This window comes from Streptomyces sp. NPDC031379, from assembly GCF_055569615.1.
Window position 1 is genome coordinate 250,114 of sequence record NZ_JBVIIT010000007.1, and the last position, 20,892, is coordinate 271,005.

The 20,892-nt window shown below is 72.5% G+C and carries 20 protein-coding genes; 9 read left to right on the forward strand and 11 right to left on the reverse strand.

What is annotated here, in order from left to right:
* Positions 1-18: 18 nt before the first annotated feature.
* The 3 genes from ACZ5CW_RS12950 to ACZ5CW_RS12960 are packed head-to-tail and all read right to left on the reverse strand — an operon-like array spanning position 19 to position 3,088.
* Positions 19-612, reverse strand: coding sequence for a TetR/AcrR family transcriptional regulator (locus ACZ5CW_RS12950; RefSeq protein WP_468600455.1), 594 nt, complete (start codon positions 610-612; stop codon positions 19-21).
* A gap of 26 nt (positions 613-638) precedes the next feature.
* A complete protein-coding gene (locus ACZ5CW_RS12955) occupies positions 639-2,318 on the reverse strand; it encodes a class I adenylate-forming enzyme family protein (RefSeq protein WP_468600457.1) in 1,680 nt (559 codons plus the stop codon).
* Positions 2,315-3,088, reverse strand: a complete 774-nt coding sequence (locus ACZ5CW_RS12960; protein WP_468600459.1) for an SDR family oxidoreductase — start codon at positions 3,086-3,088, stop codon at positions 2,315-2,317. The genes ACZ5CW_RS12955 and ACZ5CW_RS12960 overlap by 4 nt, the downstream gene beginning before the upstream one ends.
* A gap of 170 nt (positions 3,089-3,258) precedes the next feature.
* Between ACZ5CW_RS12960 and ACZ5CW_RS12965 the strand changes: the two genes are divergently transcribed.
* Positions 3,259-4,479: an exo-beta-N-acetylmuramidase NamZ family protein gene (locus ACZ5CW_RS12965; RefSeq protein ID WP_468600461.1), complete on the forward strand. Its 1,221-nt coding sequence runs from the start codon at positions 3,259-3,261 to the stop codon at positions 4,477-4,479.
* A gap of 82 nt (positions 4,480-4,561) precedes the next feature.
* Positions 4,562-5,863: a serine-threonine protein kinase gene (locus ACZ5CW_RS12970; protein WP_468600463.1), complete on the forward strand. Its 1,302-nt coding sequence runs from the start codon at positions 4,562-4,564 to the stop codon at positions 5,861-5,863.
* A gap of 18 nt (positions 5,864-5,881) precedes the next feature.
* Here the strand turns inward: ACZ5CW_RS12970 and ACZ5CW_RS12975 are convergent, their stop codons facing one another.
* Entirely contained in the window at positions 5,882-8,668 is a 2,787-nt protein-coding gene (locus ACZ5CW_RS12975; protein ID WP_468600465.1) for a penicillin acylase family protein, read from the reverse strand.
* Positions 8,669-8,877: 209 nt separating this feature from the next.
* On the opposite strand from ACZ5CW_RS12975, the gene ACZ5CW_RS12980 reads away from it, so the two are divergent.
* Entirely contained in the window at positions 8,878-9,480 is a 603-nt protein-coding gene (locus tag ACZ5CW_RS12980; RefSeq protein ID WP_468600467.1) for a hypothetical protein, read from the forward strand.
* A gap of 101 nt (positions 9,481-9,581) precedes the next feature.
* The gene (locus ACZ5CW_RS12985; protein ID WP_468600469.1) at positions 9,582-10,286 is read left to right on the forward strand and encodes a 3-keto-5-aminohexanoate cleavage protein; all 705 of its coding nucleotides are present in this window, start codon (positions 9,582-9,584) and stop codon (positions 10,284-10,286) included.
* Here ACZ5CW_RS12985 and ACZ5CW_RS12990 read toward each other — a convergent pair.
* The gene (locus tag ACZ5CW_RS12990) at positions 10,256-10,990 is read right to left on the reverse strand and encodes a hypothetical protein (protein WP_468600471.1); all 735 of its coding nucleotides are present in this window, start codon (positions 10,988-10,990) and stop codon (positions 10,256-10,258) included. The two genes, ACZ5CW_RS12985 and ACZ5CW_RS12990, sit on opposite strands and share 31 nt — an antisense overlap.
* 167 nt (positions 10,991-11,157) lie before the next feature.
* Between ACZ5CW_RS12990 and ACZ5CW_RS12995 the strand changes: the two genes are divergently transcribed.
* The gene (locus ACZ5CW_RS12995; RefSeq protein ID WP_468600473.1) at positions 11,158-12,225 is read left to right on the forward strand and encodes an RNA ligase (ATP); all 1,068 of its coding nucleotides are present in this window, start codon (positions 11,158-11,160) and stop codon (positions 12,223-12,225) included.
* A 90-nt stretch (positions 12,226-12,315) separates the two neighbouring features.
* Here the strand turns inward: ACZ5CW_RS12995 and soxR are convergent, their stop codons facing one another.
* Entirely contained in the window at positions 12,316-12,774 is a 459-nt protein-coding gene (gene soxR / locus ACZ5CW_RS13000) for a redox-sensitive transcriptional activator SoxR (protein WP_468600475.1), read from the reverse strand.
* 104 nt (positions 12,775-12,878) lie between these two features.
* Here soxR and ACZ5CW_RS13005 point away from each other — a divergent pair, with 104 nt between their 5' ends.
* Positions 12,879-13,340 carry a MaoC family dehydratase gene (locus tag ACZ5CW_RS13005; RefSeq protein ID WP_468600477.1) on the forward strand — a complete coding sequence of 154 codons (462 nt, stop codon included), beginning with the start codon at positions 12,879-12,881 and terminating at the stop codon, positions 13,338-13,340.
* 70 nt (positions 13,341-13,410) lie between these two features.
* Here the strand turns inward: ACZ5CW_RS13005 and ACZ5CW_RS13010 are convergent, their stop codons facing one another.
* From ACZ5CW_RS13010 to ACZ5CW_RS13020, 3 genes are all read right to left on the reverse strand, one after another.
* A complete protein-coding gene (locus tag ACZ5CW_RS13010; RefSeq protein ID WP_468600479.1) occupies positions 13,411-14,034 on the reverse strand; it encodes a TetR/AcrR family transcriptional regulator in 624 nt (207 codons plus the stop codon).
* Positions 14,035-14,137: 103 nt separating this feature from the next.
* A complete protein-coding gene (locus tag ACZ5CW_RS13015; RefSeq protein WP_468600481.1) occupies positions 14,138-14,425 on the reverse strand; it encodes a YiaA/YiaB family inner membrane protein in 288 nt (95 codons plus the stop codon).
* Positions 14,426-14,484: 59 nt separating this feature from the next.
* Entirely contained in the window at positions 14,485-15,636 is a 1,152-nt protein-coding gene (locus ACZ5CW_RS13020) for an acyl-CoA dehydrogenase family protein (RefSeq protein ID WP_468600611.1), read from the reverse strand.
* 90 nt (positions 15,637-15,726) lie between these two features.
* Between ACZ5CW_RS13020 and ACZ5CW_RS13025 the strand changes: the two genes are divergently transcribed.
* From ACZ5CW_RS13025 to ACZ5CW_RS13035, 3 genes are all read left to right on the forward strand, one after another.
* Complete coding sequence (locus ACZ5CW_RS13025) at positions 15,727-16,368, forward strand: TetR/AcrR family transcriptional regulator (RefSeq protein ID WP_468600483.1); 642 nt, start codon at positions 15,727-15,729, stop codon at positions 16,366-16,368.
* A gap of 55 nt (positions 16,369-16,423) precedes the next feature.
* Entirely contained in the window at positions 16,424-17,137 is a 714-nt protein-coding gene (locus tag ACZ5CW_RS13030; RefSeq protein WP_468600485.1) for an ArsR/SmtB family transcription factor, read from the forward strand.
* A 169-nt stretch (positions 17,138-17,306) separates the two neighbouring features.
* Entirely contained in the window at positions 17,307-18,281 is a 975-nt protein-coding gene (locus ACZ5CW_RS13035) for a DMT family transporter (protein WP_468600613.1), read from the forward strand.
* 119 nt (positions 18,282-18,400) lie between these two features.
* Here ACZ5CW_RS13035 and ACZ5CW_RS13040 read toward each other — a convergent pair whose 3' ends face one another.
* Together ACZ5CW_RS13040 and ACZ5CW_RS13045 are read right to left on the reverse strand one after the other, a co-directional pair.
* Entirely contained in the window at positions 18,401-19,483 is a 1,083-nt protein-coding gene (locus ACZ5CW_RS13040; protein WP_468600487.1) for a Zn-dependent alcohol dehydrogenase, read from the reverse strand.
* A 15-nt stretch (positions 19,484-19,498) separates the two neighbouring features.
* Positions 19,499-20,887, reverse strand: coding sequence for an aldehyde dehydrogenase family protein (locus ACZ5CW_RS13045; RefSeq protein WP_468600489.1), 1,389 nt, complete (start codon positions 20,885-20,887; stop codon positions 19,499-19,501).
* Positions 20,888-20,892: the final 5 nt, after the last annotated feature.

Here is a 20,892-nt window from a genome sequence, read left to right on the forward strand (position 1 = left end):
TCGGCGGGGCGGGCCCCCTTAAGGCCGCAGGGCCCGCAGCAGCAGGTCGGCGAGGTGGTCGGCGACCTGCTGGGGGGTGAGGGGGCCGTCCGGGCGGTACCAGGTCGACAGGTGGTGGACCGAGCCGAAGTGGTAGTCCACGACCAGGTCGGCCGGGGTGGCCGTGGAGAAGACGCCCGTCTTCTGGCCCTCCTCGATGAGCGCGCGGAAGCGTTCGTGATAGCGCCGGCGCTCGGCGCGGACCTGCTTGTTCTTCTCCGGGCTCAGCTGGTGCATGGAGCGGAAGAAGATCATCGCGTCGTCGAGGTGGTCGATCGTCGAGACCACGACGTCCGCCGCCGCGGCTCTGAGCCGCTTCTCGACCGGCTCGTCGGCACCCGCGTACGCGTCGAGGCGCTCCATCTGGACGCGCAGCAAGCGGGCGTACACCTCGTGCAGGAGGTCGTCCTTGGAGCCGAAGTAGTGGTACAGCGCCCCCTTGGTGACGCCGGCCGCCTCAACGATCTCCTGCACGGAGGTACGGTCGTAGCCCTGCTCGGCGAAGAGCCGGGTGGCGGCGGCCAGCAGCCGCTGCGGAACAGGCGTCCCGTCTCCGTCCGTCGTCCTGGGCACTGCCGCCACCTGCCTTTCCTCGTCGCCTACTGACCGGCGTCGCTGTCGTCGTGCGCGCGGGAACGCAGTTCCCGACGGAGGATCTTCCCACTCGCCGTCTTGGGCAAGTCGGGCAGGATCTCCACCTGGCGCGGATATTTGTAGGCGGCCAGTCTCTCCTTGCAGTACACCGCGAGTTCATCCGGGTCCGTCTCGGCGCCGGGACGGAGGCTGATGTAGGCCTTGACGGTCTCCCCGCGGTAGCCGTCGGGGATGCCGACGACGGCCGCCTCGCGCACCGCCGGGTGGGTGTACAGGACGTCCTCGACCTCGCGCGGCCACACCTTGAAGCCGGACGCGTTGATCATGTCCTTCTTGCGGTCGACGACGTACAGCCAGCCCTGTTCGTCCATGAGGCCGATGTCGCCGGTGCGCAGCTCGCCGTCCGGGAAGGTCTCGGCGGTGGCCTCGGGGCGCCGCCAGTAGCCGGGGACCACCTGGGGCCCGCGTACGACGATCTCGCCCTGCTCGCCGAACGGCACCTCCTCGCCCTGCTCGTCCACGATCCGCACCAGCGTGTCCGCGCCGGGCAGGCCCACGGACAGCGTCCCGGAGGCGGGGTCCACGGGTGCCTCCAGGCCGGGCGGGACGGAGGCACAGGGAGCGGTGCACTCGGTGAGGCCGTAGCCGACCCGGATGTACGGCCCGAAGCGCTCCCGGAACCGCTCCACCAGGGCCGGGGGCACCGGGGCGCCGCCCGAGGAGATGTTCACGAAGGAGTCGAAGTGCTCGCGGGTGACGTCCGGGTGGGCGGCGAGCGCCATGTAGGCGGTGGACGGCCCGACCGTGTAGTGCGGGCGGTGCTCGGCGAACGCCTCCAGGACGACCCCGGGCTCGAAGCGGTAGGTGAGCACCAGGGTGCCCGCGCTGTTCAGGCAGGCGCCGAACTGGCAGACCATGCCGGTGATGTGGAACAGGGGCGCGAGCGCGTAGTAGACGGGGGCCTCGGGCAGGCCGAGCCCGGTCCGCTGCCGCTCGGCGTTGTGCATGATGTTGCCGTGCGTGTTGGTGGCGCCCTTGGGGGTGCCGCTGGTGCCCGAGGTGTAGCTGATCAGCGCGATGTCGTCCGGGCGCGGTGTGCGGCCCTCGGGGGCCTTGCCGCCCTGCCGGGCGACGGCCACGAGGTCGTCGGCGTCGGGAGCCTGCGGCAGTCGCTCGAAGGTCAGCACGCGCGGGTCCTCGCGCGTCTGGAAGTCCCGCTCGCAGCCGGTCAGCACGATCCGCACCGGCGAGTCGGCGGCCGTGTCCCTGAGGTAGGCCTCCCAGGCCCGGTCGGAGCAGATCAGCGCCGTCACCTCGCCGTCCCGCAGGACGTGCGCCACCTCGGCCGACTTGTACATGGGGTTGACCGGGACGACGGTCGCGCCCGCCTTCCAGGCACCGAGGAGGGCCAGGACGAAGTGCGGGGAGTTCTGCAGCAGCACGGCGACCCGGTCGCCGCGCTCCAGCCCGCGCGCGGCGAGGTGGGCGGCGACGGAGTCGCTCAGCTCGTCCACCTCGCGGTAGCTCAGCCGGGCGTCGAAGTAGGCGAGGAAGGTCCGCTCGGGCGCCTCGGAGACCGCGGCACGCAGGGCGTGCACGAGCGAGTCGGCGGGGTCCACCGGTGCGCGCTGGGCTTCGTCGAGGAGGGCCAGCCAGGGCCGGGCCGCGTACCGGGAGGCGGTCACCGGGCGGCCTCCCACTTCTGCTGGAGCTGGTTCATGCCGGCCAGCCAGCGGTCGGGGGTGGCGGCCCGCGCCTGGTAGTACTCGGCGACCTCGGGGTGCGGCAGGATCAGGAAGCGGTCCGTCGCGATGCCCCGGAACAGGGCCTCGGCGACGTCCTCGGGCTCGATCGCGGTCGGCTGGAGCACCAGGTCGCCGGCGCTGCCGGTGGCGGCCAGCATGTCGGTACGGACGCCCTGGGGGCAGATGGCGTGCACCTTGACGCCCCGGTGGCGGTACGTCAGCGACAGCCACTCCGCGAAGGCCAGCGCGCCGTGCTTGGTCACGCTGTAGGAGGGGGCGCCGATCATGGTGAGGAGCCCGGCGGCGGAGACGGTGGAGACGAACCGCCCGCTGCCCCGCTCGAGCCAGTCCGGCAGCAGCGCGTGGGCGGCGCGGACGTGTGCCATGACGTTGACGTCCCAGGACAGCGCCCAGGACTCCTCGTCGAGGGACTCCCCGGCACCCGCGTCCTCGAAAGCGACGCCGGCATTGGCGCAGTAGACGTCCACGGTCCCGCCGAGCGCCTCGCGGGCGTCGCCGACGATCGCGGAGGCGTCGCCCGGCACGGCGATCCCGCCGATCTCCTCGGCCACCGCCTTGGCCTTCACGGCGTCCAGGTCATTGACGACCACCCGGGCGCCCTCGGCGGCGAACCTGCGGGCCAGCGCGGCCCCGATCCCCCCGCCCGCCCCGGTGACGACGACTCCCGCATCCTGCACGGCTTCCACCATCGGTCTCCTTCGACACGACATTCGCGCGGCGCGCGCCGGCTCTGACCCGGCCAGACTAACCGGTCGGTATGTGTGAAGGAAGGGCGACTGCACCAACCTCTAGGGGCGCGGGGAACTGCGCGAGCGACCCCACTCGGCCGGCACCTTCCGCACCCACGGAGGACCACCCCATGCACCTGTCCCGACGGAACCTACTCGCATCGGCCACTCTGGCGGCCGCCCCCCACACGCCCGGGCACCGCGAACACCTGCGTACCGGCTTCGAGAGACTCGCGGCCGACGGCTACTCCGCTCTCGGCGGCAAGCGTATCGGCATCGTCACCAACCCCACCGGCATCACCCGGGACGCCCGCCACGTCGTCGACGTCATGCACGCCGACCCCCGCGTGCAGCTGACCGCCGTCTTCGGCCCGGAGCACGGCTTCCGCGGCACCGCCCAGGCAGGCGGTTCCGAGGGCCGCCACGACGACCCGGCGACCGGCCTGCCGGTCTACGACACGTACCTCAAGAGCGGCCGCCCGCTCGCCGACGTCTTCACCGCCTCCGGCGTCGACACGGTCGTCTTCGACATCCAGGACGTGGGCGCCCGCTTCTACACGTACATCTGGACGCTGTACGACTGCATGGAGGCGGCCCAGCTCGCCGGCAAGGAGTTCGTCGTCCTCGACCGGCCCAACCCGGTGACCGGACGCGCCGCCCAGGGACCGGTCCTGCACAAGGAGTTCGCCACCTTCGTCGGCCGGCAGCCCATCGCGCAGGCGCACGGGATGACGGTCGCCGAACTGGCCCGGCTGTTCAACGGGGAGTTCCTGACCACGCCCGTGCCCCTGGAGACCGTCCTGATGACGGGCTGGAGGCGCGACCACTTCCACGACGCGTCCGGACTGCCCTGGGTGCCACCGAGCCCGAACATGCCGACCCCGGACACGGCGTTGGTGTACTCCGGTACCTGCATGTTCGAGGGCACCAACCTCTCGGAGGGGCGGGGCACGACCAGGCCCTTCGAACTCCTCGGCGCGGAGGGCCTCGACGGGCGCTGGGCCGCCGCCGCGAACGGACTCGGACTGCCCGGCGTCCGGTTCCGGGAGGCGTACTTCGCGCCCACCTTCTCCAAGTTCCAGGGCAAGACCGTCGGAGGGGTGCAGATCCACGTCCTCGACCGGGCCGCCTACGACCCCGTGCGCACCGGGATCGCGCTGCTGGTGACCGCGCGGAAGGTCTGGGACGGCTTCGCCTGGCGGCCGGACGACTGGATCGACAAGCTCACCGGCTCCACCCGGGTCCGCACGATGATCGACGCGGGCGCCGGCACCGACGAGGTGACCGGCGCCTGGCAGGAGGAGCTGGCCGCGTTCCGGCGGATCCGAAAGGAATATCTCCTCTACAGGTGAGCGTGGTGTATGGCCAACCCCGCCCCACGGCAGGACGATGCGTCCGCAACGCATCGTTTCCGGGGGGACGAGGGAGCCTGGCATGGCGGATCCTGGGATGAGCGTGACTCCCTACTGGGAGCTGACCTTCGACGCGGACGGGGACGTGGACCGGCCCGAACGCGACCGGCTGGTGGCGCGGGTCGCGGACCATGGCGTCCGTGACCTGATCGTCTTCGCGCACGGCTGGAACAACGACCGCTCGGGCGCGACCGCGCTGTACCGCCGTTTCTTCGCACCGATCCCGGAACTCGCCCCCGAGGCGCGTCTCGGGTACGTGGGCGTCGTCTGGCCGTCGATGCGGTTCAGCGACGAGCCGATCCCGGACCTCCCCAGGTCCGTGGCGGCCGTGGAGGCGGAGGCGGCGCCGCGCCCGGCGCTGGACAAGGCCACCCGGCGCGCGCTGCTGGAGACCTTTCCGGGCCGGACGACCGTGCTCGACCAGCTGGCCCGGCTGCTGGACGAGCGGCCGGACGGCGACCGGGGGCTGACGGAGTTCGGGCGGCTGGTGCGGCTGCTGGTGGACGGGGAGCGGCGGCCCGCCGCGGCCGACACGGAGGAGGAGGGCGAGCCGGCCGTGTTCACGCGGGACCCGGTGGCCGTCTGCGGGGAGTTCGCCGAGGCGCTGGCCGCACTCGGCTCCCCCGGGGTAACGGCCCGGTTCGGCATCCCGAACCCGTGGGACGGCGCCAAGGAGCTGCTTCGGCAGGCGACGTACTACACGATGAAACGGCGGGCCGGCACGGTCGGCGAGCACGGACTCGGGCCGCTGATCGGGCAGCTGGCGGGCGCCGCACCCGGGGTACGGGTGCATCTGGCCGGGCACAGCTTCGGCGGGCGGCTGGTGGCGTTCGCGCTGCGCGGGCTGCCGGGCGGGGTGCGCGCGGTGAAGTCGGTGACGCTTCTCCAAGGCGCCTTCTCGCACTACGCGTTCGCGGCCCGGCTGCCGCACGAGCCGGACCGGGCGGGTGGGCTCAAGGACCGGCAGCGGCGGATCGACGGCCCGCTGGTGTGCTGCTACTCGCGCTTCGACTCGGCGCTCGGCACGTTCTACCCGCTGGCCTCGCGGCTGTCCGGGGACGACCGGTCCTGCGTGGGCAGCGAGATCGCGGCCGTACTGGGCCCGCAGTGGGGCGCCATGGGGCACGACGGGGTGCAGGCGGTACCGGGCACCACCCGGCTGGACCTCGCGGCGGCTCTGGGCGGACGGCTGCCGGCGTCGGGGTGCGTGAACGTGGACGCGGCGGCCGTCGTCCGGCGCGGGGGCCCGCCGACCGGGGCGCACAGCGACATCGTGCACCCCGAACTGGCGCGGGTGGTGCTGGCGGCGGGCCGCATCGCGTGACCCGCCGCCCGCGTCACCTCAGCGGTGCGAGGTGAACTCCACGACCTGCTGGAAGGTCGGCCGGTTCTGCCAGCTGATCTTCCCGTGCTTGATGCCGCCCAGGGTGCGCTGGGCGATCGAGTCGGCGCACCACTGGTCGCCCGCCGAGCACTGGTCGTCGCCCGGGTAGACCTGGGCGGCGGTCAGGCCGGCCGCCTGCTTCAGGGTGCTGATCAGAGCGTCCCGGCAGGCGCTGAGGCTGCCGCCGCCGCAGTACTTCCGGGACAGCCCGCCCTGCACGTTCTCCCCGAGCACCGCCCGTATGTCCTTGTCGACATAGCTCCACCAGCCGTACTGGAAGGAGCTTCCGGCGTGCGAGCCGGTCGGGCCGTGCCCGGCCGACGGCGCCTCGTCGGTCGGCAGGTTGGCGGTGAAGGCGCTGTACAGGTCGCTGCCGAGTCCGGGCTCGAACTCCGCCTTGACCAGCAGCGGCCACCAGGCGTCCAGGACGCGGATCGCGTCGGCGTTCGCGTACGTCTTCGAACCGGCCGACGTCTCCGTGCGCCTGGCGCCCGCGGTCAGCCACGCCTGGAGCTTGCTCACCGCCGCCGCGGCCGTGGAGTCGGTCACCGGCGAGGAGTTGACCACCTTGAGCAGCTCGGGCAGCACGTCCTCGGCGCGCAGATCGGCGAGGGCCGCGTCCGCCATGGCCCTCACCAGTTGGGCACGGGTCACCCCACCGGCGGCGACCAGCTTCTTCACCCGGTCGTCCAGCAGGTTGCCACGGTGCACGGAGCCGTCGCCCCAGGACGCGGTCGTGTAGTCCTTGGCCTGCTTGTTGTTCCAGGAGACGTAGTAGTCCTGGTCGACGGAGCGGGGGTGGGCGGAGGCCGGGGTGTAGTCGGCCGTGTTGCCGGCCGGGTCCCAGTTCCGCCACTCGTACGCCGGCTGCGCCCACACCGGGAACTCCGCGTCGACACCGCTCGCCCGGACGGGGTTGTCACCGCTGTTGTAGTACGCGGTGTGCTGGGAGTCGGCGTAGAACCAGTTGAAGGTGTAGTTGATGTGCTGCGCCGCGCTCTGGAAGTCCCCCGGACCCTTGACGAAGTCCGGGTCGTTCAGCATCTGGAAGCCGATGATCGAGTCGGCCTCGTGCAGGTACGAGGAGCGCAGGGCGGTGTAGGCGACCTTCTTGCCGCCGACGGTGGCGCGGTACTCCACCGGCCCGTACTTCGTGCGCCACGCGCGCATGGTGTACGACCCCGCCGCCGTGCCGTCGGCCACGGTCGGCTTCCAGGCGTTCTTCTGCTCGATCTTCTCCATGGCGGTGCAGGTGCCGTGGTACAGGTAGTGGTAGTCGTCCTGGCACAGCTCGACCGCGTAGGTGTCGATGATGTCCTGGCCGGAGGTGGTCGCGCTCCAGGAGTAGTCCTGGCCGCGGCCGAGTTCGACGTACATGCTCAGGCCCGCGAAGGAGGCGCCGCGGGCGCTGATGCCCGGGCCCTGGATCTCCTGCAGCATGAGCAGTTGCGGGGCGAAGTAGCCGGTCTGCGGTCCGAAGACGGCGACGGGGTGGCCGCTCGCGGTGTGCTTGCCGCTGACCACCAGGGCGTTGGACATGCCGCGCCTGGCCGAGCCGAGTGTCGTCCTGGCGGCCGTGGCGGACGTGCTCTTCGCGGCCGCCGTGCCCGCGCTGCCGGTGCGGTCGTGAACGAGCGGTTCCTGGGTCACCGAGCCGGCGTCGGGCAGGGCCTCGCCCTGGGCGTCGGCGGGCTTGGCACCGTACGGGAAGCTCTGGCCGTCGTGGACGGTGAGGACGGCCTCGGGGTCGTTGCGCTCGCGGAAGGACTCCCAGACCTTGGTGCCCTCCTCGACGCCGTACTTGGCCTGGGCGGCGATCAGGGACAGGGCGTTGTCGACCTCGCCGCCCCCGCCGGAGCCGAACAGCGAGCCGATCACGGAGGCCAGCGCCACGAGGTCGGTGACCTTGAAGTGGTCAATGGTGCCGGCGTTGGTGATGGAGTCCTTGTGACCGGTCAGGACGTACTCGCCGGGGAAGTAGCGGCCGCTGTCGGAGGCGTCGATGTAGGCGTTGACGCCGTCGAGGTAGGCCTTGACGTCGGCGAGGGCCTGCTGGCCGCGGGCGCCGTTCTTGGCCACGGCGTTGTCGATCTGCGCCTGGAGGTCGGCCTCGGTGTAGGGCGCGTTGCGGTAGAACTGCTGCTCCAGCCCCTGGTTGGCGGGCGCGCCGCCCGCGAACGAGGTCAGTTGGCCGCGGCCCACGTGCCGGAAGACGTCCATGAGCCACAGCCGGTCCTGTGCCGCCGCGTACCCCGCGCCGAACTCGGTGCCGTACCGGGTGGTGCCGGTGATGTGCGGCACACCGGTCTTCTTGTCGCGGACGATCGTGACGTCGCCGCGGCCGGCCGGCTTCTCGGTGGAGGCGACCTGGTCGGAGGGGACGCCGAACGAGGCGTCGTTGAAGAAGGTGTTGATCGTCGTGTCGGTCAGGCCCGGGTAGCCGGTGGCGAGACCGGCGTACGGGCCGAGCTGGTCCTCGGCGTGCGCGGGCTGGGTGCCGAAGGCCTGGTTGAGCAGGATCTGCGCGAGGGTGGCGTTGCCGTTCTCGCCGGGCGGCAGGATGTCCGAGCACTGCCCGCCGCAGTGGTCGGCGGCGGCGGTCGCGTCCGCTACCACCGCGGTCGGGGAGAGCGGGGAGAGAAGACCGGCTGTCAGGACGCATACGGACGCCGTCTTCAGGAACCCGAAGAGACGGCGGGACGTTCTCACTCTGTCAAAGGCGATACGTGGGGTTCGCCGTGGCATGGCAGCTCCTAGCGACAGGGGTGGGCGAACGTTACCGCCGGTATCCCCAGCTTTAAAGATGAACATGCGTCACTTTTTTCAAGTGCGCGAGCAGAGCGCCGAGAAGAGATGGAGCCGAATCGCCTGTCGATACGTCTATTCGGCGACGTCCGTGCGATGACGCCGAAGTGACCGAAGTGCAGGTGCAGGTGTGACGGAGGTGCAGGGCGATGGCAGGATTCCGGAGTCTGGCGAGACAGGTACGCGATCCGGGCTGTGACCTGGCGCTGCGGCGGTACTCGCTGCGCAAGTGCCTTGAGAAGTTCGCTCCTTACGGGCATCGGGCGACCTGGGACCATCTGTGCTCCCGGGCGGGGTTCGGCCCCGAGGACCGCTCCCCCGAACCGGCGCGGCTCGTGGCCGCACTGGAGGAACTGGAGGAGGCGCGGTCGGTCTGGCTCGCGTACGAGTCGGAGTTCACCGAGCGACGCAAGAAGGAGAAGCACGACGGGCTGCGCCGGCCGGGCACGGTGGACGACTGGCACCGGCTGACCTGGGGCGGGTTCGGGGTCGCCTGGTGCGACGATCCGCGGGTCCACCCGGACGGGCCCCTGGCCGAGGTGCTGCGCCGGCTGATCGCCGCCCTGGAGCGGGCGCCGGGCTCCGCCTGCCCGGTGTGCGACGGGGAGCGCCTGGTCTGGCGGTACGGCCTGGACCACGAGCCGTCGTCCGGCCCGGTCTGCACGGACTGCGGGATCCTGGTGCCGCGGCCCGTGCTCACCCACCGGGCGCTGGAGTACGCCCGGCGGGAACGGCTGCTGATGTCGGCCTGACCGAGGGGGGGTTCACCGGCGGGGTGCGCAGGGGATGCCGCACCCCTACTGCGAGCCGACCGAGCCGTGCCGTTGCCGGTGGCGGCTGACACCATCGAGGCATGGTGCAGGTGTGTCTCAACGGGCGCCGCTCGGCAGCCGACGGCGCGGGAGTACCGATGTCCCCCGAGGAGCTGGCACGTTCCGCGGCCGAGGCCGTCGCGGCCGGGGCCACCTCCGTCCATGTCCACCCGAAGACTCCGTGCGGCCACGACAGCCTCTCCCCGCGCGTGCTCGCGCCGGCGCTGGAGGCGATACGCGCGCAGGTCCCGGTCCCGGTCGGGGTGACCACCGGCGCCTGGGCCGAGCCCGACCCGGCGGCCCGGCTCGCCCGGGTGCGCGACTGGTCGGTGCGGCCCGACTTCGCCTCGGTCAACTGGCATGAAGCGGGCGCCGAGGAGATCGCCGCGCGGCTCCTCGACATGGGTGTGGGGGTCGAGGCGGGCATCTGGTCGGGCACGGACGGTGCGGCCCGGTTCGCGGCCTCACCGCTCGGGCCGGGGGTGCTGCGAGTGCTGGCCGAGGTGACCGACACCGATCCGGCGACCGCCGGGGCCTCGGCGCGCGCCCTGCTGGCCGAGCTGGGCGCGGCGGCCGGCCGTCCGGTCCTGCTGCACGGCGAGGAGGGCGGCACCTGGCCGGTGCTGCGGCTGGCCGTCCGGCTGGGCCTTGCCACCCGCATCGGCCTGGAGGACACGCTGGTCCTGCCGGACGGCCGACCGGCCGCGTCGAACGCTCAGCTGGTGGCGGAGGCGGTGTCCCAGTAGGGGTGCTCCCAGCGGTCGTCGTCGGGCAGCACGAGGACGAGGGACCGCATGGCGAGGTCGCGCTCGCCCAGGGCGTGCAGGCGGACCGCGCCCGGGCCGGACAGCCAGGTGCGCAGCTCCGCGATGCCCGCGGCCTCGCTGTCGTCGTACCACCAGCTGAACGGGGAGGAGTCGGACAGCAGGTCGTAGAGCCAGACGTCGGCGCAGTGCACGAGGTGCGCGTCGGCGGCCGGGCCGCGGACCCAGTCGTCCAGGAAGGGGGTCACGGTCCTCGCGATGGTGACGCAGGTGTCGAAGACCTCGGCCACGTCGTACGGCGGGTCGGGTGTCGCCAGCACGTCCCGCCACCAGGCGCGCAGGAAGGCGTCGATCGCGGCGGCCTGCTCGGCCGGCCAGGAGCGCCAGTCGACCCGGGACAGCCCGTGGGCTCCGTAACCGATCGAGCCCAGGGTGCCCTCGGCCATCGCCCGTGCGGCCTGCGGCAGCAGGCGGCGCATCGCGGTCGCGTGGTCGTCGAAGTGGTCGGGCACCTCGAAGAGGTAGTACTGCACGACGTCCGTGGGCACGCGCACGGAGGGCGTGCGCAGATACGCGGTCTCCTCGGGCACGTGGCAGTAGCCGCAGCCGGACTCGTGCGGGTTCGCGAAGCCGTCGAAGACCGTGTCGATGTCCGCCAGGGCGGCGTCGAGGGCGGGTGAGGACATGGGAGTACGTCCCGTCGTGACTCCGTGCGCGACGTCGCCGCCGGCCGAAGATCGCGACGTTAGCAGACCCGAATCCGCTCGCTCCAGCGCTTTCCCGTGCGGAGAGTTGGAGGCCATGAGACCTACCTGACGGGCACCGATCCGCCCGTACGACCGAGGAGTCGCCGATGTCGACGCTGCGCGTCACCGCCGAAGTGCTGACCGTCCACGAGCATCCGAACGCCGACGCGCTCGAGCTGGCCCAGGTGGGCCTGTACCGGGCGGTCGTCGCCAAGGGGGCGTATCGCACCGGGGAGGCCGCCCTCTACATCCCGGAGCAGGCCGTGCTCCCGGCCGGGCTGATCGAGGAGCTGGGGCTGACCGGGCGGCTGGCGGGCGGGGACGCGAACCGGGTCAAGGCGGTGCGGCTGCGCGGCGAGTTGTCGCAGGGCATCGTGTGCCGGCCGAAGGCGCTGGCGGACCTCGACCTGATGCGGGCGGCGGCCGAGGGGACCGACTTCGCACAGCTGCTGGGCATCACCAAGTGGGTGCCGCCGATCCCGCCGACGATGGACGGGGACGTGGAGCCGGCGCCGGACCTGCTGCCCTGGGTCGACATCGAGAACGTCCAGCGGTACCCGGACATCTTCACTCCCGACGAGCCGGTCGTGCTGACGGAGAAGCTGCACGGTTCGGCGTGCCTGCTGACGTATGTGGCCGACGAGGGACGGGTGTACGTGTCCTCCAAGGGCTTCGGGGCCAGGTCCCTGGCGTTGCGGGAGGACCCGCGGAACCTGTACTGGCGGGCGGTGCGCGGGCACGGGGTCGCCGAGGTGGCGGCGCGGCTCTGCGAGCGGCTGGGCGCGCGGCGGCTCGGCATCTTCGGGGAGGTGTACGGGGCCGGGGTGCAGGACCTGGCGTACGGGGCCGACGGGCGGCGGGACACGCTCGGGTACGCGGCGTTCGACGTCTCGGCGGAGGTGGACGGCGCCGTGCGCTGGCTGGACGCGGGGGCGCTGCTGGAGGGGGAGCTGCCGGTGGTGCCCCGGCTGTACGCGGGGCCGTACGACATCGCGCGGGTGCTGGAGTGCGCGAGCGGGCGGGAGACGGTGTCCGGGCGGGGGCTGCATCTGCGGGAGGGTGTGGTGATACGGCCGGCCGTGGAGCGGTACAGCGCGGTGACGGGGGGCCGGGCCATCGCGAAGGCGGTCAGCCCGGCGTACCTGACGCGCAAGGGCGGCACCGAGTACGAGTGAGGCCGGGCCGCGGACGACGGGGCGCCTCGCGCTGTCCGGCTCGGCCGGGGCGGGCTCGCCCGACCCGCTACGGTCGTGGCCGGGCGGCGGTCAGCGCCCCTCCACCATGAGACGCGAGCCCGCGCGCCTCTCGCCGAGCACATCGCCCGGGTTGGACAGCACGCACGTGTCCAGCGACAGGCAACCGCAACCGATGCAGTCGGTGAGGTGGTCGCGCAACCGGTTCAGCTGCTTGATGCGCTCTTCCAGTTCCGACCGCCACCTCTCCGACAGCCGCGCCCAGTCCTCACGGGTCGGCGTCCGTTCCTCGGGAAGCTCGGCCAGGGCGTCACGGATCGTGGCCAGGGGAATGCCGACCCGCTGGGCCGCCCGGACGAAGGCCACCCGGCGCAGGGTGTCACGGCTGTAGCGGCGCTGGTTGCCGGACGTGCGGCGGCTGCTGATCAGGCCCTTGGACTCGTAGAAGTGCAGGGCGGAGACGGCGGCGCCGCTGCGCGCGGACAGCTGGCCGACGGTCAGCTCGTGGATGTTCGTGGGAATCTGGGGCACCTCTCAGAGATTACCTACCTCGCGGTCCTGCCATCCGTTGACATCGACCTTCCACCCGACCATGCTAAGCAGTTGCTTAGACATGCGAGCGAGAGGCCGGGAACATGGCAGAACCGAGGACCTTCACCTCCCCCGACGAGCTGAAGGCGGCCGTGGGCGAGCAGCTGGGGTACACCGACTGGCTGGAGGTCGACCAGAAGCGGATCGATCTGTTCGCCGAGGCCACCGGGGACCACCAGTGGATCCACGTGGACCCGGAGAAGGCCGCCGCGGGACCGTTCGGGACCACCATCGCGCACGGCTACCTCACCCTGTCCCTGCTCCCGCTCTTCGGGCCGCAGCTCATCAAGGTCGAGGGCGTGACGATGGGCGTCAACTACGGCACGAACAAGGTCCGCTTCCCCGCCCCCGTCCCGGTCGGCTCCCGGCTGCGCGCCACCGCGAGCATCACCGGCGTCGAGGACGTGGCCGGCGGTGTCCAGGTCACGGTGGCCTTCACCGTGGAGCGCGAGGGCGGCGACAGGCCGGTGTGCGTCGCGGAGTCGGTGGCCCGGTACTACCTCTGATTCCCGGTACCGCCTCGGGTTCCCGGCACCGCGCCTGGTTCCCGGGGCCGCCCCTGAACGCCGGGGCGCCCTACCTGGCGCCCACCATCCGCAGCACGAGGTCGGCGTAGAGCGCGCCGACCTCCTCGGGGGTGCGCGGGCCGTTCACGTTGAACCAGCGGGCCACGTCGATGCACAGCGACAGCACGGCGAGCGTGGTGCCCTGGACGTCCAGCACGTCGAACTCGCCCGCGGCCACGCCGTCCTCGACGATCCCGCGCACCTCGGCGTCCACCTGATGGCGCAGCGCGACGATCTCGGCGCGGGCCTCGGGGCCGAGGGCGTCGAGTTCGTACTGCACGACCCGGGCGGTGGTGCGCCGCCCGGCGTGCCAGCGCACGAAGGAGCTGACGGCGTCGGCGAGCCGCTCCTTGGCGCTGCCCTCGCGGCGGGCCGCCGTGCGCAGGATGTCGAGGGCCTTGTCGTGGCCGATGCGGCTGATCCGGTGGAGCAGCTCTTCCTTGGTCTTGTAGTGGATGTAGAGCGCGGCCGGGCTCATGCCGGCGCGACCGGCGATGTCCCGGGTCGTCGTCGCGTGGTAGCCGCGCTCGGCGAAGGCCTCCACGGCGGCGACGAGGAGTCGCCGGGCCGCGTCAGGGGTGACCTCTTCCCACGGCTCCACTTCGCCGCCGGTCGTCTCCTCCGCCGTACTCATCGCTCGCTGGCCCCTCTCGCTGGCAGAACCCCCACCATACCGCCGACGGTGAGCGAGCGCTTAGCGTGACCGCTCACCGACCTCACGGAGTCACGTCAGGTGCTCACAGCTTCTCGTAGGGGTCGTGCTCGGCGAGGAGCTTCTCCAGACGGGCCTGGTCGACGCGGCTGACGATCTGCCCGGCCTCCTGGCGGTCCCGGATGACCTTCGCCAGAGTGAAGGCGGACGTGACGAGGTAGAGGACGGCGATCGCGAGGAAGCCGCGGACCCAGGCATTGGCGTCGAGCCGGAAGATGCCGATGGCGGTGGCCGCCATGGCGACCGCGAAGGAGGCGACGGCCTGGCCGTAGAAGGCCGCCGTGCTCTGCTGCTTGACCGGTGTGTCACTCATGGCTCACAGCATCGGCGGACGTGGCGCGTGCCACATCCGCCGAGATACTCAGGAGGTACTCAGAACGCCGACACCCCCGTCAGGGCACGCCCGATGAGCAGCTTCTGGATCTGGCTGGTGCCCTCGTAGAGCGTCATCACCCGGGCGTCGCGCAGGAGTTTGCCGACCGGGTACTCGTCGATGTAGCCGTAGCCGCCGAAGACCTGCAGGGCGTTGTTGGCGGCGCGGACGGCGGCCTCCGAGGCGAACAGCTTGGCCTTGGAGGACTCGACGGCGAACGGCCGGCCGCGGTCGATGAGGTCGGCCACCCGCCAGGTCAGCAGCCGGGCCGCGTCGACGTCGACCGCGATGTCGCTGATCAGCTCCTGCACCAGCTGGTGACGGGCGATGGGCTTGCCGAACTGCTCGCGCTCACCGGCGTACCCGACGGCCGCGTCCAGCGCCGCCTGGGCGATGCCGACACAGCCCGCGGCCACCGACATCCGCCCCTTGGCGAGCGCGGACATCGCGACGGAGAAGCCCTTGCCCTCCTCGCCCAGCATCGCCGAGGCGGGCACCCGGACGTCCTCCAGAACCAGTTCGGCGGTGGCCTGGCCGCGCAGGCCGAGCTTGCCGTGGACGGCACGGCGGGTCAGGCCGGGGGTGTCGGTGGGCACCAGGAAGGCCGAGACGCCCTTGTGGCCGGGGGCGTCGGTGGAGCGGGCGAAGAGCAGGACGACGTCCGCCCACGTCCCGTTCGTGATGAACATCTTCGTGCCGTTGATGACGTAGCCGTCGCCGTCGCGGACGGCCCGGGTGGTGAGGTTGCCCGCGTCCGAGCCGGTGCCCGGCTCGGTGAGACCGAAGCAGCCGACGTGATCGCCGGCGGTCAGCCCCGGCAGCCAGCGCCGCTTCTGCTCCTCGCTCCCCCAGGCGGCGACCGACTTGGCGACCAGCCCCAGGGACACGGAGACGATTCCGCGGACCGAGGAGTCGCCGCGCCCCAGTTCCTCGGTGACCAGGCAGTACGCGAGGTGGTCGCCACCGGAGCCGCCGTACTCCTCGTCGACGGTCAGGCCGAGGAAGCCCACCTCGCCGAGCTTCTTCACGATGCCCCGGTCGACCTCCTCGGCGCGGTCCCAGGCGACCACGTGCGGGCCGATCTCGCGCTCCACGAAGTCCCGGGCGAGCTGCCGTACGGCCACCTGCTCGTCACTGAGCCCCAGGTTCACCACGAGATCACCCCACACCAGACTGTTCTTGAAAGCCGTACCTTTAAATTAGCACTGCTAGTTTCCGGCCGCAGCCCTACTATGTGCGCCATGGCCCGACCGCGCAAGCCCCTCCTCAGCACCGACCGGATCGTCGAGACGGCCCGGGAACTCGTGGACCGGGAGGGTCTGGCGGCCGTCTCCACCCGCCGGCTCGCCGCCGAGCTGGGGGTGAGCGGGCCCTCGCTCTACAACCACTTCCGCACCAAGGACGAGATCCTGGAGGCGGTCGCGGACTCGGTGAGCGGGCTGGTGGACCTGTCGATGTTCGAGGACGGCCGCGAGTGGCGGACCGCGCTGCACGACTGGGCCGTGTCCTACCGGACCGCGCTGCGCGACCACCCGAACATCGTCCCGGTCCTCGCCCGCGGCCCCGGCCGCCGCCCCGCCGCCCTGCGGCTGGCCGACGCGGTGTACGGCGCGATGGTCGACGCGGGCTGGCCGCCGGCGCAGGCGACCTCCATCGGCGCGCTGATGCGGTACTTCATCATGGGCTCCGCGCTCGGTTCGTTCGCCGGGGGCTTCGTGGACGACGCGAGTGCCTACGACCCGGCCGACTACCCCCATCTGGGGCAGGCCCATCTGCTCGCCGAGCAGCAGGAGAAGATCGACGAGCGGGCCTTCGAGGCCGGTCTGACGGCACTGCTGGACGGGCTGGCGCAGCAGTACGAGCAGGTGCGGCAGACCACGTGAGGCCGCCGGCGACGCTTCGGCCGGCACCGAAACGTCGAGGGCCCATGCTGGACGCATGACCGCCAAGGACTCCCGGGCCGCCTCCCTCGCCTCCCTCGCCGCACTGGTCGCCGACGAGACACGGGCCGCGTGTCTGCTGGCCCTGCTCGACGGGCGGGCCTGGACCGCCGGGGAACTGGCCCGGCACGCGGGGGTCGCCGCGTCCACGCTGAGCGAGCACCTCGGCAAGCTGGTCGCGGGCGGACTGCTCACGCAGGAACGCCAGGGCAGACACCGCTACGTCCGGCTGGCCGACGCGCGCGTGGCGCAGCTCGTCGAGGATCTCGCGGCGCAGGTGCCCGAGACGGCTGTACGGCGGCCTCCCCGTACGCTGCGGGAGTCGAGCGCGGGCTCCGCGATGGCCCGGGGCCGCACCTGTTACGACCATCTCGCCGGGCGGCTGGGCATCGCGGTCACGGACGCGCTGACCGGGCGGGGGCTGCTGCGGCAGGACACCGGGTTCGCGCTGACGGACGCGGGCCTGGAGTGGTTCGGCACGGTGGGGATCCCCCTCGACCGCGCGGGGCGCCGTCCGCTGGCCCGTGCCTGCCTCGACTGGACCGAGCGGCGGCCCCATCTCGCCGGCGCGGCGGGAGCGGCGTTGTGCCGGCACGCCCTGGACGCCGGATGGTGCGTACGGATCGGTTCCGAGCGGGCGGTCAGGACGACGCCGGCGGGGGAACGGGCGCTGTCGTCGCTGCTGGGCATCGACGCGGAAGCGTTGCGTTGAGTGCGGCCTGCGGGGTGGCGGATGCCGGCGGGGTGGCGGGGTTCCGCCGTCCGCCGGGTGCCCGTCCGCCGGGGCCGCGCGGTTCCCCGCCCTCCCGCGGGCCGCTCCCGTCACCCTGTCCGATTTCCGCCAGCCGGCGCCGAGACCGCTGCCTAGCCTCAGGAGCATGATGAGCACCACCGGGAACCGCCCCCGCATACTCGCCACCGGCGCCGCCGCCGTCACCGTGCTGCTGTGGGCCTCGGCCTTCGTGTCGATCCGCAGTGCGGGCCAGGCGTACTCCCCCGGCGCACTGGCCCTCGGCCGGCTGGTGTCGGGTGCTCTCGCCCTGGCCGTCATCTGGGTCGTCCGCAGGGAAGGACTGCCTCCGCGGTCCGCCTGGCGCGGGATCCTGCTCTCGGGGCTGCTGTGGTTCGGGTTGTACATGGTCGTCCTGAACTGGGGCGAGCAGCAGGTGGACGCGGGCACGGCGGCGCTCGTCGTGAACGTCGGCCCGCTGCTGATCGCCCTGCTGGGCGCCCGGCTGCTCGGCGATCCGATGCCGCCGAGGCTGCTGGCGGGAATGGCCGTGTCCTTCGCGGGCGCGGTGACCGTGGGACTGTCGATGTCGGCCGGCGGCGGATCCTCCGTGCTCGGCGTGCTGCTGTGTCTGCTCGCGGCCGTCGCGTACGCCTGCGGGGTCGTCGCGCAGAAGCCCGCCCTCGGGCAGGCCGGCGCGCTGCAGGTGACGACGTTCGGGTGTCTCGTCGGTGCCGTGGTCTGTCTGCCGTTCGCCGGGCAGCTGGTGGACGAGGCCGCCCACGCCCCGCTGTCCGCGACCCTGAACATGGTCTACCTGGGCGTCTTTCCCACCGCGCTCGCTTTCACGACCTGGGCCTACGCCCTGGCCCGTACGACCGCCAGCCGGATGGGGGCGACCACGTACGCGGTGCCGGCCCTGGTCGTCCTGATGTCGTGGTCGGTGCTCGGGGAGGTACCGGGGCTCCTCACGCTCGCGGGCGGCGCGCTGTGCCTCGCGGGTGTCGCGGTGTCGCGGTCGCGGTCCCGGAAGGCCGAACGGGCCGTGCCCCCGGAGACGGCCGGCGCCACGGCCCGCGGGCCGGCCGGAGTCGGCGTGCACGCGCCCGGCCGGCAAGAACCCTGATCGACGGCAGGGCGGTCACGGCGAGGGCGACGTCGTAGCCGGACACCGCCGTCGCCGTGCCCGCCGCCCCCGGCAGCCCCCGGCCTCGCGGGGAGGCCGGGGCATGCGGGAGGCAGGTCCTAGAAGACCACGAGCGCCCGGCCGCCCTTGCCCGCGAGCATGTTCTCGAAGGCCGCTGGGATGCCCTCCAGGGCGATCCGTTCCGTGACCAGCGCGGACAGGTCCAGGCGTCCCTCGCGGACGTGTGCGGCGAGCACGGGCAGGTCGCGGGCCGGGTCGGTGTTGCCGTAGACGCAGCCGGACAGGGTGCGGCCCCAGTGGAAGATCTCCAGGGCGTTGAAGGTGACCTGCTGGTCCTTGCCGCCGATGCCGACCACCGTCGTACGGCCGCCGCGGCGGGTGGAGTCCCAGGCCGCGCGGATGGTGACGGCGCGGCCCACGCACTCGATCGAGACGTCGACGCCCTGCTTGCCGGTGAGGGCGCGGATCTCGCGCGGGGTGTTCTCGGAGGCGAGGACGTAGTCGGTGGCGCCGGCCGCGCGGGCCAGTTCCTCCTTCTCGGGCGAGACGTCGACGGCGATGATCCGGGACGCGCCCGCGATCCGGGCCGCTTGCAGGGTGGCGAGGCCGACCCCGCCGACGCCGAACACCGCGACCGTCTCGCCGGCCCGCACCTTCGCGGAGTGGTGGACCGCGCCGTAGCCGGTGAGGACGGCACAGCCGAGCAGGGCCGCGTCGGTGAGCGGGATGCCCTCCGGGAGGGGCAGCACACAGGCCGCGGAGACCACCGTCTCCTCGGCGAAGGCGGCGACGTTGAGACCGGGGTGCAGGTCGGTGCCGTCGGTGGTGCGGGCGTAGACGTCACCGGCACCGGCCAGGGCGTTGGCGCACAGCCAGACCTCGCCGAGCGCGCAGGCGTGACAGCTTCCGCAGGAGGGCGCCCAGTTGAGGACGACCGGGGCGCCGGGCGCGACATGGGTGACACCCTCCCCCACGGCGACGACCGTGCCGGCGCCCTCGTGGCCGAGGACGGCCGGGACGGGCACCCGCATGGTGCCGTCGGACAGGGACAGGTCGGAGTGGCAGACACCGGCGGCGGCGAGGCGGACGCGGACCTGCCCGGGGCCCGGGTCGGGCAGGTCGATGCCGGTGATCTGCAGGGGGGCGCCGATGGCGGGCAGGACGGCGGCTCGTACGGCCATGACTGACGGACTTCCTTAGAACTGGAGGGACTTGGTCTGGAGGTACTCGGCGAGGCCGTGCGTGCCCAGTTCCCGGCCGACGCCGGACTGCTTGTAGCCGCCGAAGGGAGCGAGGGGGTTGAACCGGCCGCCGTTGATGTCGACCTGGCCGGTGTCCATGCGGCGGGCGAAGGCGACCGCCTCGGCCTCGTCGCCGGCCCAGACCGCGCCGGCGAGGCCGTACACGGTGCCGTTGGCGATGCGCAGGGCGTCCTCCTCGTCCTCGTAGCGCAGGAGACAGAGGACGGGGCCGAAGATCTCCTCCTGGGCGACGGTCATCTCCGGGGTGACGTCGGCGAAGACGGTCGGGCTGACGAAGTAGCCCTTCTCGTGCGGGGCTTCGGGGCCGCCGGCGACCAGGCGGGCGCCCTCGGCCACGCCCTTCTCGATGTAGCCGCACACCCGCTGCCGCTGCTTGGCGTTGACGACCGGACCGATGCGGTCGCCGTACTTGGCGGCGGCCGCGGCGGCCAGTTCCACCGCCTCGTCGTACTGGTCGCGGTGGACCAGCATGCGGGTCCAGGCACTGCACGTCTGGCCGGAGTTGGACATCACGTTGGCGACGCCGACGCCCACCGCCCTGGCCAGGTCGGCGCTCGGCAGGATGACATTGGCGGACTTGCCGCCGAGTTCGAGGGCGACCTTCTTGACGGCCGCGCCGGCCACCGCGCCGATCTGCCGGCCGACCGCCGTGGAGCCGGTGAAGGAGACCAGATCCACGCCCGGGTGTTCGGCGAGGGCCTGTCCGGCGACCGGGCCGAGGCCGGTGACCAGGTTGAACACGCCCGCCGGTACGCCCGCCTCGTGCACGGCCTCGGCGAACAGCTGGGCGGTGAGCGGGGTGTCCTCGGCGGGCTTGAGGACGACCGTGCAGCCCGCGGCGAGTGCCGGGGCGACCTTGGCGACGATCTGGTGGAGGGGGTAGTTCCAGGGGGTGATCGCGCCGACCACCCCGATCGGCTCGTGCAGGACGGTGGAGTTGCCGACCTTCTCCTCGAAGGAGTGTCCGGCGGCCAGCTCGGCGTAGGAACCCGCGACCGCGATCGGCACGCCCACGTGCACGGCCTGGGAGAACGCGAGGGGGGAGCCGAGTTCGGCGGTGACCGTCTCGGCGATCTCGTCCTTGCGGGCCACGAGCACGTCCCTCAGGGCGCTCAGGCGCGCTGCCCGCTCGGCCGGGGGCGTGGCGGCCCAGGCGGGAAGGGCGGTGCGCGCGGCGCGTACGGCGGTGTCGACGTCCAGGGCGCCGCCTGCCGGGACGCGGGCGATGACCTGCTCGTCGGCCGGGTTGACGACCTCGATCGCGTCCCTGGTCTCGGCGGGGCGCCAGGCGCCGTCGATGTACAGGGCGTCGTGTGCCTTCATGCTGC